Annotated in this window: 14 protein-coding genes; 5 read left to right on the forward strand and 9 right to left on the reverse strand. The window is 61.1% G+C overall.

The annotated features are described in order from the left end of the window. Window positions 1-45: 45 nt before the first annotated feature. Window positions 46-636, forward strand: coding sequence for a TetR/AcrR family transcriptional regulator (locus ACROHD_RS06760; protein ID WP_432676630.1), 591 nt, complete (start codon window positions 46-48; stop codon window positions 634-636). Then, window positions 633-1379: a CPBP family intramembrane glutamic endopeptidase gene (locus ACROHD_RS06765; RefSeq protein ID WP_432676631.1), complete on the forward strand. Its 747-nt coding sequence runs from the start codon at window positions 633-635 to the stop codon at window positions 1377-1379. The genes ACROHD_RS06760 and ACROHD_RS06765 overlap by 4 nt, the downstream gene beginning before the upstream one ends. Here the strand turns inward: ACROHD_RS06765 and ACROHD_RS06770 are convergent. The 7 genes from ACROHD_RS06770 to rpsT form a co-directional block, all read right to left on the reverse strand. Continuing rightward, window positions 1376-1996 carry a LysE family translocator gene (locus tag ACROHD_RS06770; protein WP_432676632.1) on the reverse strand — a complete coding sequence of 207 codons (621 nt, stop codon included), beginning with the start codon at window positions 1994-1996 and terminating at the stop codon, window positions 1376-1378. The two genes, ACROHD_RS06765 and ACROHD_RS06770, sit on opposite strands and share 4 nt — an antisense overlap. 9 nt (window positions 1997-2005) lie before the next feature. Continuing rightward, window positions 2006-2539, reverse strand: coding sequence for a GNAT family N-acetyltransferase (locus ACROHD_RS06775; RefSeq protein ID WP_432676633.1), 534 nt, complete (start codon window positions 2537-2539; stop codon window positions 2006-2008). Further along, complete coding sequence (locus ACROHD_RS06780; protein WP_432676634.1) at window positions 2529-2963, reverse strand: VOC family protein; 435 nt, start codon at window positions 2961-2963, stop codon at window positions 2529-2531. Before ACROHD_RS06780 ends, ACROHD_RS06775 begins: the two co-directional genes overlap by 11 nt. Then, entirely contained in the window at window positions 2960-4078 is a 1119-nt protein-coding gene (gene recF / locus ACROHD_RS06785) for a DNA replication/repair protein RecF (RefSeq protein WP_432676636.1), read from the reverse strand. The genes ACROHD_RS06780 and recF overlap by 4 nt, the downstream gene beginning before the upstream one ends. Before the next feature lie 50 nt (window positions 4079-4128). Continuing rightward, the gene (dnaN, locus tag ACROHD_RS06790; RefSeq protein WP_432676638.1) at window positions 4129-5247 is read right to left on the reverse strand and encodes a DNA polymerase III subunit beta; all 1119 of its coding nucleotides are present in this window, start codon (window positions 5245-5247) and stop codon (window positions 4129-4131) included. A gap of 235 nt (window positions 5248-5482) precedes the next feature. Then, entirely contained in the window at window positions 5483-6874 is a 1392-nt protein-coding gene (gene dnaA / locus ACROHD_RS06795) for a chromosomal replication initiator protein DnaA (protein WP_432676640.1), read from the reverse strand. A gap of 635 nt (window positions 6875-7509) precedes the next feature. Beyond that, window positions 7510-7776, reverse strand: a complete 267-nt coding sequence (gene rpsT / locus ACROHD_RS06800) for a 30S ribosomal protein S20 (RefSeq protein ID WP_432676641.1) — start codon at window positions 7774-7776, stop codon at window positions 7510-7512. Between the two features lie 202 nt (window positions 7777-7978). Here rpsT and ACROHD_RS06805 point away from each other — a divergent pair, with 202 nt between their 5' ends. The 3 genes from ACROHD_RS06805 to ACROHD_RS06815 are packed head-to-tail and all read left to right on the forward strand — an operon-like array spanning window position 7979 to window position 10904. Then, window positions 7979-9031: a pyridoxal-phosphate dependent enzyme gene (locus ACROHD_RS06805; protein ID WP_432676642.1), complete on the forward strand. Its 1053-nt coding sequence runs from the start codon at window positions 7979-7981 to the stop codon at window positions 9029-9031. Next, window positions 9028-10167, forward strand: coding sequence for a M24 family metallopeptidase (locus ACROHD_RS06810; RefSeq protein WP_432676644.1), 1140 nt, complete (start codon window positions 9028-9030; stop codon window positions 10165-10167). The genes ACROHD_RS06805 and ACROHD_RS06810 overlap by 4 nt, the downstream gene beginning before the upstream one ends. Beyond that, window positions 10167-10904, forward strand: a complete 738-nt coding sequence (locus tag ACROHD_RS06815) for a maleate cis-trans isomerase family protein (protein ID WP_432676645.1) — start codon at window positions 10167-10169, stop codon at window positions 10902-10904. The genes ACROHD_RS06810 and ACROHD_RS06815 overlap by 1 nt, the downstream gene beginning before the upstream one ends. Before the next feature lie 96 nt (window positions 10905-11000). On the opposite strand, the gene ACROHD_RS06820 is transcribed toward ACROHD_RS06815, so the two are convergent. Together ACROHD_RS06820 and acuK are read right to left on the reverse strand one after the other, a co-directional pair. Next, on the reverse strand, window positions 11001-12029 hold the full coding sequence (locus tag ACROHD_RS06820; protein ID WP_432676646.1) for a fatty acid desaturase: 1029 nt from the start codon (window positions 12027-12029) through the stop codon (window positions 11001-11003). A gap of 158 nt (window positions 12030-12187) precedes the next feature. After that, on the reverse strand, window positions 12188-12964 hold the full coding sequence (gene acuK, locus ACROHD_RS06825) for an acryloyl-CoA hydratase (protein ID WP_432676647.1): 777 nt from the start codon (window positions 12962-12964) through the stop codon (window positions 12188-12190). Window position 12965 lies beyond the last annotated feature (1 nt).

Below are 12965 nucleotides of genomic sequence, written 5' to 3' on the forward strand. Positions count from 1 at the left end.
GAATGATATATACCGACATATGTCGGTAGAATCACTGAGGTAATCATGCGGGTCAGGAAAACTGCCCAGGACAGGGCTGGGGATATTCTTGTTGCAGCCCTCGGGCTGTTTCAAAGGCATGGCTATGCAGAGGTTCAGATCGAGCATATCCGGGCCGCAACGGGTCTCTCACGCGGCGGATTCTATCACCACTTCGGGTCCAAGGCGGCGGTTCTTCAAGCACTGGTCGACCAGGAGCAAAGCGCGCTGGCCAAGGCTGCGGGCCCCGATCTGCTGGCCCTTCTGCGGATCGGTTCTGGCTACCGGACCGCTCCGCCGGGAGTAGAGGCCAGCCTGTCGGTGCCAGAAGATGTCACGCTATATCTTGGCTATCTTGAACGCGCGCAGGACAGCCACCTTGCCCCCCTCATCGAAGAGGCCCTGCAACGGGGCGGTGATTTGCCAATGCCAGCACCCCATGCGGCGCAAATCTTTTTGGCAGTCAATCATCGGATCACCCGACAGGTTTTAACCGGCGCATGGACGAGGGGCGAGGCTCTTTCCTTCACACGAAGTGCCCTCTTGGGGTGCGAGGCCATGTTGCATCGCCCCGGCCTTTTCGCCCCGGCTCTGGACGCACTGGAGGATGGGGATTGAGCGTCGCTGCCCCCTTTCTTGCGCTCACTTTCCTGATCTCGCTTATTGCCTTTGCAGGCATCTACAAGATCCCCGGCGCACAAACGCCAGAGTCTCCGCGCGGGCTTCCCGTCTGGCTGCTGGCCGTCTGGGGGCCGTCATTGGCTGCTATTGTCCTTACCGCTCGGTCCGGTGAATTGGCTGACTTGCTGGCGCGTGTGGTTATGCTCTCAGGCGTGCCTGCCCCTGTCTGGGCCATGGCGTTCTCTCCGGTTGCTGCCCTCGCCCTGGTTGTTCATCGCCATGGCGGTATCCCGCAGGCCCATGTTCTGACGAATGGCGTTATCGCCAAACTGGTGCTGCTGAACCTTGTTCTTGGTCCTCTTGGAGAAGAACTTGGTTGGCGCGGTGTCTTGCAGCCCGAACTTGCCGATCAGGTGGGGTGGGTCGCAGGATCACTGGTGGTTGGCGCAATCTGGTTTGCCTGGCATCTGCCGCTGTGGCTGGTGGATTCCCCTCAGTCGGAAATCCCAATTCCCCTCTTTGGGGCACATGTGATGGCCTATGCTGTAATCTTGGGGGCCATGACCCATCTTAGCCCCTCGCTTGCACCGGCGATCCTCTTTCATCTTTGGGTGAACGTTGCGGCGGGGCTGGCATTGCTTGGCGGTTTGGGAACATCCGCAAGCTATTTCCGGGCAACGTTGCTGCCCTACTGGGGTATCGCGTTTGCTGCCACCGCATGGGTGTTGGCATTGGGCTAGGTCAGGGCAATAATTACCGCCACCCCGATCAGCAGGCTACCCGCAATCCGGTTGGTGGTCGCCAGCGCGCCAGGCGACGTGATCAGCCGCCGCGCCCGGTCCACGAAACTGGCAAACATCAGGTTGCCCGCCACAGGTACTCCCATGGAAATGGCGGCAATCACCACGATATCGGAGCTTGTTAGGGCGGTCAGATCGAAAAAGCCCGGTAGCATCCCCATGTAAAACAAAACCGCCTTGGGATTGGCGAGAATCGCGGCAAGCCCGGCCACGAAGCCGGCCCACGCCCCTTTGCGATTCAGGCGGCTGTCAGCTTCGATACCCCGATCCGCGTGGCGAATGATCAACAGCCCCATCAGCGCAAATACAGCAACCGCCAGCCAACGCAGGGCCACCATGATGCCGGTATAGGTTTGCACGACCCAGCTAAGGCCCAGGATGGCCAGCAGGCTCCACGCCACATCACCTAGCGCGACGCCCAGGATCAAGGGCACAGCCGCCGTCACCCCATGCGCCAGCGTGCGCGCAGCCAGCGCCAGCCAGACCGGGCCGGGTGTCAGGAACAGCACGAAAAGCGCCCCGGCATAAAGCGCGGCTTGCGCGAAGGTCAGCGTCATGGGTGCCTCTTAGAACAAGGGGCCGCAGAGGTCGATCTCAGCGGTTTCATCCCATTGCGTAGATCCGAGCGGCAACACCATCAAGCTTTCGATTGTACCGGTAACAACATCGCAGGGCGCGTGGTTTTTCCATGAGACATAAGTCAACCGATTGGGCTGGTTGCGAAAGCCAAGCGGTGCATAGAGACCGGGATGGCCAAAGAGCATGGCAAAACTTGAGACGGTGTCTTTGGCGGTCTCGATCGCCTGCCGCATCAGGGCGCTGCCCATCCCGTTTCCCTGATGGTTGGGGTGCACCGCCACCTCGCCGATCGCGGCGATGGTGAGGGGCGTGGTGCCTGCCCGAATTGCGCGCAATTGCACGCCAACATGGCCGATCACTTGGCCCTCTTGCCAGCCAACGACACGAACATGATGGCGCATCTTGTGAAAGGATCGCCCTTCATACTGCGCCCCGGCCCCAAACGCTGTGTCCATTAGCGTCCCGATGGCGGCATCGGTCGCCGTGGACAGCGCGTGTTCTGGGATCACCTCAATTTGCATCGGGAAGTCTCAGGCTGCCATCGTCATTCAGCGGCCAGAAAGGGTTCATCGCCAGTTCCCATACATGCCCGTCAGGGTCCGCGAAATAGCCCGAGTACCCGCCCCAAAACACCTTTTCCGGGGCTTTCAATGCCGTTGCCCCCGCTGACAGGGCCGTTGCATAGGCGGTATCAACCTCTGCCTCGGTCGCAAAGTTCTGGGCTAGTGTTGCCGCCCCGGTGCCTAGCGCCGCATTGGGTCGCCCCTGATCCTTTGCCAAAGCCTCCATCCCGAACAATCCGAAGACGAAACCATTGGCCTGATAGAAGGTCACCGCGTCCTGGCTCTCGGGATGCATCTGCCAGCCAAGGGCCGCGTAGAAAGCGCGCGACCGGGCCATGTCAGCGACGCCGAGGGTGACAAGGGTGATGCGTTGCGGTGTCATGTAGACCTCTTCGATTCACGGACAGCGGATTGCCCGTCCGTTTCCGTAATCTCGAACGCCTGCGCCCGGTCGCCCAGTTCGGCAAATAACTCCGGCCCCGTGCCGGTCATCCAGGCCTGCCCGCCAAGGGCGCAGATCTCGTCGAACAGCGATGCCCGGCGGCCCGCGTCCAGATGTGCCGCGACCTCATCCAACAGCACCAAGGGTGCGGTTCCGGTTCCGGCCTTCAGCGCGCGGGCATTGGCAAGGATCAACGAGATCAGAAGCGCCTTCTGTTCGCCGGTGGAACAAAGCCGCGCTTCGGTCTCTTTCACCGCATAGATTGCGCCAAGGTCGCTGCGATGCGGGCCGATCAGGCTGCGTCCTGCCGCCAAGTCGCGTGGGCGGGACTGCATATGCGCAGTGGCAAAATCATCTGCGGTTGTCAGCCCCTCGCTGCCCGCGCTTTCAATCAGGGACAGCTCGGCCACCGGAAAGGCGGTCTCTGCCCCATCCTGCGCCGCTGCAAGCCGCGCAATCGCGTCCACGCGGTGCCTGACAATGCGCGCCGCCGCTTCGGCCATCTGCGCCTCAATCGCCTCGTACCACATGGCGTCGCGCACCATATCCTTCAGCAACCGGTTGCGTTCGCGCATGGCTTTTTCGTGCGTCAGGACCGCTTCGCCGTGATCCGGAAAAAAACTCATGGTCATCCGGTCGAGAAACCGTCGCCGCCCCTCGGCCCCTTCGATCCACAGGCGGTCCTGTGCCGGGATCAGCCAGACGATCCGCGCAAGCCCCGCCAGCGCAAGCTGCGGCTCGGGTTTGCCGTCGATGCGCAAGCTGCGGGACTGCCCCGCCTCGGCCCCCATCTCAAGCTCATGAAACCGGCCACCGGTGATCAGCTCGGCCTTGATCTTCCAACCAAGCGCTTCGGGCCTGCGCGCTATTTCCTCAGCCGCTGCTCGGCGCAATCCGCGCCCGGGCGACAGAAGGGATACGGCCTCAAGAATATTCGTCTTGCCCGCACCATTGGGCCCGAAGAGCGCGACCGGGCGCCCATCAAGCTCCATCGCCGCCCGCCTGTGCGATCGGAAATGCGAGAGGCTCAGCGCCCGCACATAAGTGCCCGCCATGCGCCTCTCCTTCTTCTTGGGTCAATTACTGCCGCCGGAGGCAACCGCAGTTACACCCGCATCGGCATCACGACATACACGGCGCTTGTGTCATTGCCTTCCCGCATAAGGGTTGGGTCGCCGGAGGAGTTGAACAGGAACACCGCGTTTTCTCGGTCCACCTGGCTGGCAATCTCCAGCAGGTATTTCGCGTTGAACCCGATCTCCAGCTTCTCGTCGCCATAGGCCACGGCAAGTTCTTCCTCTGCCGCACCGCTATCGGGCGCATTCACGGACAGGATCAGCCGGTCTTCGTCCAGCGACAGCTTCACCGCGCGCGACCGTTCGGATGACACGGTTGCCACACGATCCACTGCTTTGGCGAATTCGCTGGCGTCCACTTCCATCCGGCGGGTGTTGCCCATCGGGATCACGCGCGTGTAGTCGGGGAAGGTGCCGTCAATGACCTTGGAGGTCAGGGTGATATCGGGGGTGGCAAACCGCACCTTGGTTTCCGACACTGAAACGGCAATCGTCATCTCGTCATCGTCCAGAAGCTTGCGCAGTTCACCCACCGTTTTGCGGGGCACGATCACGCCGGGCATTCCGTCGGCACCACTGGGCAGTGGCATGTCCACGCGCGCCAATCTGTGGCCGTCGGTCGCCACGCAACGCAATGCCGGGCCATCTTCGCCCTGGGCCACATGCATGTAGACACCGTTGAGGTAATAGCGCGTTTCCTCTGTCGAGATCGCGAACTTGGACTTGTCGAAAAGCCTGCGCAGATCGGGCGCCTTGGCCGAGAAATTTGCGCTGTATTCCGAAGAGGTCATGACGGGGAAGTCTTCGCGCGGCAGCGTCGCCAGCTGGAAGGAGGAGCGGCCTGCGTTCACTTCCAATCGGCCGGATGTGCCGTCGTCGGAGAGCTGTACAAGGGCCCCGTCGGGCAGCTTGCGCACAATCTCATGCAGGGTCACGGCGGAAACGGTCGTCGCACCGGGGCGCTCGACCACGGCATTGGTCTTGTCCACCACCTCGATATCGAGGTCCGTCGCGCGGAAACTTGCGGTGTCGCCTTCCGCTTCGATCAGCACATTGGCCAGGATCGGGATAGTGTTGCGGCGTTCCACAACGGATTGAGCCTGCGATACGGCCTTAAGCAGTGCCGCGCGTTCGATACTGATTTTCATGTCCCTGGCTCCGACGGTATGCGGGGCGGCGAGGGTAGCCTGTCTGCCCGCAAGCACAAGTGTTTTTTCGAGTGTCCCTAATGCCGGGCCAAGGTCAATGGGGCGTGGGGAAAAAAACCGATAAAGAGCGGCGCGGCGCGGGAACTTAAGGGTTTCGCCGCCTTACGGCGACGACCCGCGGGGGGCTCTGCCCCCCCGCACCCCCCGGAGTATTTTCACCAAGAAGAAGGGAAGATCATGCCTCCAGCATCCGCCGCAGCAATTCCGCGTCTTCTGCAATCTGGCTGTCGATCGAGATCAGCTCCTCGATCTTGCGTACTCCGTGCAGGATCGTGGTGTGATCGCGCCCCCCGAACTTGCGCCCGATTTCGGGCAAGCTGCGGGTGGTCAGTTTCTTGCACAGATACATCGCCATCTGACGCGGCCGCGCGATGTTGCGGGCGCGGCTCGGGCTCATCAGATCGGACTGGCGCAGGTGGTAATGTTCGCAGGTCTTCTTGATGATTTCGTCCATAGTGACCTTGCGGTCAGAGGCGCGCAGGATGTCGGAAAGGCATTCCTGCGTCAGGTCCATGGTGATTTCACAACCGATGAGATCGGCAAAAGCGAAGAGCCGTGTCAACGCACCTTCCAGAACGCGGACATTGGACGAGATGCGGTGCGCGATGAATTCCAGCACACCGGCTGCGATCTTGAGATCGGGGGTGCGCTCTCGCTGCGCTTCGACCTTTTGCTGAAGGATCCCAAGCCGCAGCTCGTAGTCCGTGGGGTGCAGGTCGACGACAAGGCCGCACTGAAGCCGTGAGGCGATGCGGTTGTCGAGTTCTTCCATATCAACCGGGGCGCGGTCGCCCGAGATGATGATCTGCTTGCCCAGTTCCACCAGCGCATTGAACGTGTGGAAGAACTCTTCCTGCGTCGAATTCTTGCCGGCAATGAACTGCACGTCATCGACCATAAGCACGTCGATCGAGCGAAACACCTCTTTGAAGGACAGCGTGTCCTGATCGCGCAGCGCGCGGATGAAGCGGTACATGAACTGTTCCGCCGAAAGGTAGATGACCTTGAGATCGGGTTTGTTGTTGCGCAACTCCCACGCGATGGCGTGCATCAGGTGCGTCTTACCAAGGCCGACCCCGCCATAGAGGAAGAGGGGGTTGAACGAGACCGGTCCGCCCTCGGCCACGCGACGGGCGGCGGCATGGGCCAGCTCATTGGGCTTGCCGACGACGAAATCGGAGAAGGTGAAATTGGGGTTAAGGGCAGAATCGGGCAGGTCATGACCAGCTGAGCGAGGCGCAGCCGCACGCGGCGTGGACGAAGCCTTGGCAGAGTTGGTGGCGCGTGCCGGGGTCTGTGACCGCTCAGCCGAAGGGACCTTGCCTTGCGCGTCAACGGAAAACTCGATCCGGTCCACTTCGGCACCCGCAGACATCATGTGCCGCAGAATCATGTCCCCAAAATGCTGGGACACCCAGGTGCCGATGAAGCTGGTCGGAACGACAAGCTGCGCAGTGCGATCTTCGATTCCGTCAAATGCGATCGGCTCGATCCAAGCCGAGAAGTTGTTCTTTCCCACTGACTTCAGCAGTTCGCCCCGAACGTGTCCCCATTCGTCGTGTGTCATCCTGTTCCCTTCATTCTTAGAACACGGTCCTTTTGCGGACCTGTGCGGGCGATCCGTTTGCCGCCCTAACCCTTTGCCTTCACGATCCTCGATAAGCCTATGTCACCCTGCGCATGACTGATGCGGAAACCGCACCTTGCCCCGCCATGCGCACGGAAGGGAGATGACCGAAACCGGCCGATCAGACACCTTCAACTCGGCAAACCCGCGAGATCACCCGGCTCTGACGGCCGTGTGGTGATTCGTGCGAATATTCCCAGGTTGGAGGTCTCCGGACGTGCGCATTGGTGTCGGATTTGCTCCTCCAGGCCACTGACGCACCCTGCAATCGTGGTACAGAACCAACTGCACCAGATCGTCAGGTCTCAGGCGCGGTGATAGGGTCAATTCGTCCCCAAAGAGAGTTGCCCCTCAGCCTATCCGCGCCCGATGTCCCCCCAGACTATGTGAATCGCTAAGACCCAAGCTAGCGGGACTCTAGCGGCCCCCGCAACGAAACTTCGCGCTTGACTCTGACCTATCTGAAAACGAATCCCGCGGGCCCGATCTAAGGGCGCTGAGAACAAGGAAAATTCGAGGAACAAAAAAAGGCGCCCCCTAGGGACGCCTTGTTTTCAAGGTGTTGCCGCCTTGCCTCAGGCGCCGAGTGCTTTCACACGTGCGGACAGACGAGACATTTTGCGGGCAACAGTGTTCTTATGCAGAACGCCTTTTGTAACGCCACGCATCAGCTCGGGCTGAACGTCGCGCAGGGCGGCCTTTGCGGCCTCCTGATCGCCGGACGCGATGGCCTCTTCGGCTTTCCGCAGGTAGGTGCGAATGCGCGAACGGCGGGCTTTGTTGATGGCTGCGCGACGCTCGTTCTGACGAGCGCGTTTCTTGGCTTGAGGCGAATTTGCCATGTCTCGGTTCCCTTCGTGGGTTCAATGTCTAACTTTTAGCGCTGAAGGCCCACGACCAAGGGTTCGAAACCGGTCGACTCCGGCCAAAGCGGGCCTCACGCGCATGTCTGGCGGCGCTATTAGGCCAATCGTGTCGGAAAGGGAAGACCTAATGCGGTCAAGGCCGCTAGTCTGGTCTTAACATATCAACCGAGGGGAAACCGTGCAGCATCTTTCCAATCCGTTCCGAGGACAGGGCCTGTCCAACCTGTCCGACGCGCCTGCGCCCTCGACCGATGCCGAGGCTGTGGCCAGATTGTTGGCGCGATGCCCGGCCCATGCGGTCACGCCGCTCGCGTCTGCACCGGCATTGGCGGATCGTGCCGGGGTTGCTGCACTATGGGTCAAGGATGAGCGGGGTCGGATGGGGCTTGGCAGCTTCAAGGCGCTTGGCGCGGCCTACGTCATTGCCTGCGATGCTGTGGCAACGGGGGCAGAGGATCTGTCCAAAGCATTGGCGGGGCGGACTTATGTCACCGCCAGTGCGGGCAATCACGGCATGTCGGTAGCGGCAGGCGCCCGTGTTTTCGGGGCGAAGGCGATCGTTCATATCGCTGAAACTGTCCCGGAAAGCTTTGCCGAACGGTTGCGGGAAAAGGGGGCAGAGGTTGTGCGCGCTGGTGCGGAATACGAGGCCAGCATGGCGTTGGCTGCCGAATCCGCTCGGGTAAATGACTATATCTTGCTGTCCGACAGTTCCTGGCCAGGTTACATGGACCGCCCGCACCGGCTGATGGAAGGCTATCTTCAGATGGCCGCCGAAGCATTGGACGATTGCCCCGAACCACCCACACATGTCTTTCTCCAGGCAGGCGTCGGCGGACTTGCGGGCGCGGTCGCTGCTCTGGTGCGCAAGCGTTTGGGCGATTCCCCCCGTGTTGTGGTTGTGGAACCGGACGCCGCCCCCGCGATCTACGAATCGATCAAGGCGGGTGGCTTTGTAGCAACCTCCGGTCCGGTCTCGGCCATGGGGCGGCTCGACTGCAAGGAAGCGTCGCTGATCGCGCTGACGGGCCTGTCGCGGGATGCGGATGATTTTGTACTGATTACCGAAGAAGAGGCCGCCGATGCGCTGGCCCCGATGGCGGCGGAGGGGCTGGAAGGGTCTGAATCCGGCGTGGCAGGGGTTGCGGCGCTGTTGGCTGCGGGTCCGGGCGCGTTCGGCCTTGGACCAAACTCCTGCGTGCTGTGCTTCCTGTCGGAGGGGCCCGCATGACACGCGGTTTCCCCGAGGCCGAGTTCGCAGCCCGCGTCGCCCGTGCGCAAGGTTTGATGGCGGACCATGGTCTTGCGGCGCTGTTGCTGACCACTGAGCCGGAGGTTCGCTATTTCACCGGCTACATCACCCGCTTCTGGGAAAGCCCGACTCGGCCCTGGTTCGTGGTGCTGCCCGCCAGCGGCAAGCCGATTGCAGTGATCCCGGCCATCGGTGCCCCGGTTATGGCGCGCACATGGGTCGATGACATCCGCACATGGCGCGCGCCCGATTTGCACGATGACGGTGTGACCCTTCTGGCGGATACGCTGCGCGAGGTCGCGGGTGACGGTCCGGTCGGTGTGCCGATGGGTCATGAAACCCATTTGCGGATGCCGCTCGCGGATTATGACTGGCTTGGAACTTCGATGAATTTCGTTTCTGATCAGGGGATTATGCGGTCGCTTAGACTGGTCAAGTCCGAAGCTGAGATTGACAAGATCCGCACCGCCTGCGCCATCGCGGGCCGCGCCTTTGATCGGGTGGGGGAAATCGCTGCGCCGGGCGTGCCGCTGTCGCAGGTCTTCCGCCGGTTCCAGATGCTGTGTCTGGAGGAAGGGGCGGATTGGGTGCCCTATCTTGCCGGTGGCGCGGGGCCATTGGGGTATGATGACGTGATCTCGCCTGCATCCGATGCGCCGCTGGCGGCGGGGGATGTCTTGATGCTGGATACCGGAATGGTCTGGGACGGGTATTTCTGCGACTATGACCGGAATTTCGGGATCGGTGCAGTGGATGCACGTTGTCTTGAAGGGCACCGGAAGCTGATCGAAGCCGTTGATTGCGCAATGGAAATCGCGCGCCCCGGTGCGACTGCGGCGGAGCTGTTCCACGCGATGGACCGAATTCTGACCGGAGGCGCGGGCGGGTCGGAGGCAGGACGATATGGTCACGGGCTGGGGATGCAGCTGACGGAATGGCCCTCACTCATCCCTGATGACCATACGGTTCTGCAGCCCGGAATGGTGCTGACGCTGGAACCGGGGGTAGAGATAGCGGATGGGCAAATCCTTGTTCATGAAGAGAATATTGTCGTTCGGGACACCGGGCCAGAGCGGCTTTCACCCTTTGCGGCCCCTGATCTGAGGATCCTGTGATGCAGTTCACCTATGACCTCGCCCCGCAGCTTGGAACCCAAGCCACAATCGGACTGGTTACCTTGCAGTCCGATGAGACTATCGAACATGACATGCGGCGGATCTTCCCTTTGGATGGCGTGGCTTACTATGTCACCCGTGTGCCGAGCGGGACCGAGGTGACCAATGACACGCTGGCCGAGATGGAGGGCAATCTGACTGGCGCGGCATCCCTGTTTCCAGCGCCTACCCGGTTCGATGTGGTGGGCTACGGCTGCACATCCGGCACCTCAGTCATCGGTGCGGATGTGGTTGCGGATATGGTCAAAAAAGGCTGTGAAACGAAAGCAGTAACCGATCCATTGACGGGGCTGATCACAGCCTGCCAACACCTGGGAATTCAACGCCTAGCGGTGCTGTCGCCTTACGTGGCAGAGGTCAACAGCTCGCTCATTTCGGCGCTGGGCCGGGCCGGGATCGAGGTGGCGCTTTTGGGCACATTCAACGAAGAACGCGAGGAATTTGCTGCGCGGATCGCGCCAGACTCCATCGCGGATGCTGCGGAAACCCTTGCGAAACAAGGCGATTTCGACGCGCTGTTCCTGTCCTGCACCAATCTGCGCACGTTAGATGTGATCGACCGGATCGAGACCGCGACGGGCCTGCCGGTGCTGTCTTCGAACCAGGTTATGGGTTGGCATATGGCCCGTCTGGCGGGAGTGGACCCGCTGCAACGGTTCGGTCGCTTGATGCGCTGAAACCCCTGAAAAACTGGGGGGTGCCATCCGTAAGCCGGGCCTGCACCCCCTGCGCACCCACCCGTACATACGGAAGCGGCGTGTCACAAGGCGGTGTTAGCGGGCGCGGGCCTGTGCGAAGGACAGCAAGCGACGGCTTTGCTCATCCCAAAGGTGCAGCCTTGCATTGGCCAGACTTTCGCGGATCGTCATGCGATTTCGCCCCGCCAGTTCCGCATGATCGCGAAGCACCTCGGGTAGCCGATAGAACGGAATGCGGCTGTATAGGTGATGAACGTGGTGAATGCCGATATTGGCACTGAGCCATTGCAGAACGGCGGGCATCACGTAATGAGAGCTTCCGTTCAGGGCAGCGTCGTGCACCTGCCAGTTTTCCTCGGCGTCCCATTGGGTCGTTTCGAACTGGTGCTGGACGTAGAACAGCCACATGCCAGCAGTTGCCGCCAGCAGGGTCGAGGGCAGGAAGATCAGCAGAATGGGCATCACCCCGCCAAAATAGAGCATCAGCCCCAGACCGATCAGAATCGCTGCATTGGTGCCCATGGCGCTGATCCAGTATTTGGCACTGGCCATCAGGCCAAGCGGCAGGCGATTTTGCAGGAAGAACAGATAGCCCGGCCCAAGGCCGAACAGCACCACCGGGTTGCGGTAGAGCCGGTACATCAGACGACCCATGGGCGACAGCGCGCGATATTCCGCAACGGTCATCGTATGAACATCGCCGATGCCGCGCCGACCCAGATTGCCGGAATTGCTGTGATGGATCGAATGGGTGCGCCGCCACACGTCATAGGGTGTCAGCGTCAGCACACCCAGAACCCGGCCAAGCCAGTCGCTGACCGTGCGGTTGTTGAAAAACGCGCCGTGGCCGCAATCATGCTGGATGCAGAAAAGCCGCAGCAGGAAGGCCGCGTTGACCGAAGAGATCGCAAGGGTCAGCCAGTAGCTGATGGAGAGCGACCACCAGGCCAGCACCCAAAGTAACAGGAAAGGACCGATCGTGATGGCCAGCTCATACGAGCTGCGTACCGCGTTCGGTTCCCGATATTTCGCGAGGATCTTGATCCAGTCCCGTGCCGCGCGCTGTTCAGGCTGATGCCCGGTTCGTTCAGTGTGATCGGACATATGCCTGCATTTTCTTGTCTGTGTCCCTTGCCCCTTACACGAGGAATGGGGGTTCGCCTATGACACAATGTGATTTTGCCGCGAAAACACGCATAAGTTGTCCCGGACGGCGCAATTGACACTTGGGTAGGCCCCCGCTTGCGCGGGGATAACAGGGATCAGCGGTCGCGGAACTGGGCTTCGCGCTTTTCGAGGAAGGCGGCCATGCCTTCCTTCTGATCTTCGCTGGCGAACATCGAGTGGAACAGACGACGTTCGAATTTCAGCCCTTCGGCCAGCGTGGTTTCATAGCTGCGGTTCACCGCCTCTTTCGCGGCCATAGACGAGATCAGCGATTTCTCCGCGATCTTGGCTGCGGCGCCCATGGCTTCGTCCATCAGCTTCTTGGCTGGGACAACGCGGCTGACAAGGCCAGAACGTTCGGCTTCTTCCGCATCCATGAACCGGCCGGTCAGGTTCATATCCATGGCTTTCGACTTGCCGACAAAGCGGGTCAGGCGCTGACTGCCGCCCATGCCGGCGATGACGCCAAGGTTGATCTCGGGCTGGCCGAACTTGGCAGTGTCGCTGGCAATGATGAAATCGCAGGCCATCGCCAGTTCGCAACCGCCACCAAGCGCATAGCCGGACACGGCGGCAATGATCGGCTTGCGGATGCGGATCATCCGGTCGGATGCATCGGCGAAGAGATCTTCTGTGAAGACCTCGGTATAGCTTTTCTCCGACATCTCCTTGATGTCTGCCCCGGCGGCGAAGGCTTTTTCCGACCCCGTGATGACCACGCAGCGCACCTTGTCGTTCACGTCGGCGCTTTCCAGCGCATCGCAGAGCTCGGCCAGAAGCTTGGTGTTCAGCGCATTCAGCGCGTCAGGCCGGTTCAGTTTGATAAGGCAGATATGGTCTTCGATCTCGACGATCAGGGTCTCGTAGGCCATT

Source organism: Nioella aestuarii (assembly GCF_050896395.1).
Classification (GTDB): domain Bacteria; phylum Pseudomonadota; class Alphaproteobacteria; order Rhodobacterales; family Rhodobacteraceae; genus Nioella; species Nioella aestuarii.

Excerpts from the sequence above, each read along its gene's own strand:
- ACROHD_RS06760 (WP_432676630.1), top strand. The coding sequence starts at position 46 with ATGCGGGTCAGGAAAACTGCCCAGGACAGGGCTGGGGATATTCTTGTT.
- ACROHD_RS06770 (WP_432676632.1), bottom strand. The coding sequence starts at position 1,996 with ATGACGCTGACCTTCGCGCAAGCCGCGCTTTATGCCGGGGCGCTTTTC.
- ACROHD_RS06775 (WP_432676633.1), bottom strand. The coding sequence starts at position 2,539 with ATGCAAATTGAGGTGATCCCAGAACACGCGCTGTCCACGGCGACCGAT.
- ACROHD_RS06780 (WP_432676634.1), bottom strand. The coding sequence starts at position 2,963 with ATGACACCGCAACGCATCACCCTTGTCACCCTCGGCGTCGCTGACATG.
- recF (WP_432676636.1), bottom strand. The coding sequence starts at position 4,078 with ATGGCGGGCACTTATGTGCGGGCGCTGAGCCTCTCGCATTTCCGATCG.
- dnaN (WP_432676638.1), bottom strand. The coding sequence starts at position 5,247 with ATGAAAATCAGTATCGAACGCGCGGCACTGCTTAAGGCCGTATCGCAG.
- dnaA (WP_432676640.1), bottom strand. The coding sequence starts at position 6,874 with ATGACACACGACGAATGGGGACACGTTCGGGGCGAACTGCTGAAGTCA.
- rpsT (WP_432676641.1), bottom strand. The coding sequence starts at position 7,776 with ATGGCAAATTCGCCTCAAGCCAAGAAACGCGCTCGTCAGAACGAGCGT.
- ACROHD_RS06810 (WP_432676644.1), top strand. The coding sequence starts at position 9,028 with ATGACACGCGGTTTCCCCGAGGCCGAGTTCGCAGCCCGCGTCGCCCGT.
- ACROHD_RS06815 (WP_432676645.1), top strand. The coding sequence starts at position 10,167 with ATGCAGTTCACCTATGACCTCGCCCCGCAGCTTGGAACCCAAGCCACA.
- ACROHD_RS06820 (WP_432676646.1), bottom strand. The coding sequence starts at position 12,029 with ATGTCCGATCACACTGAACGAACCGGGCATCAGCCTGAACAGCGCGCG.
- acuK (WP_432676647.1), bottom strand. The coding sequence starts at position 12,964 with ATGGCCTACGAGACCCTGATCGTCGAGATCGAAGACCATATCTGCCTT.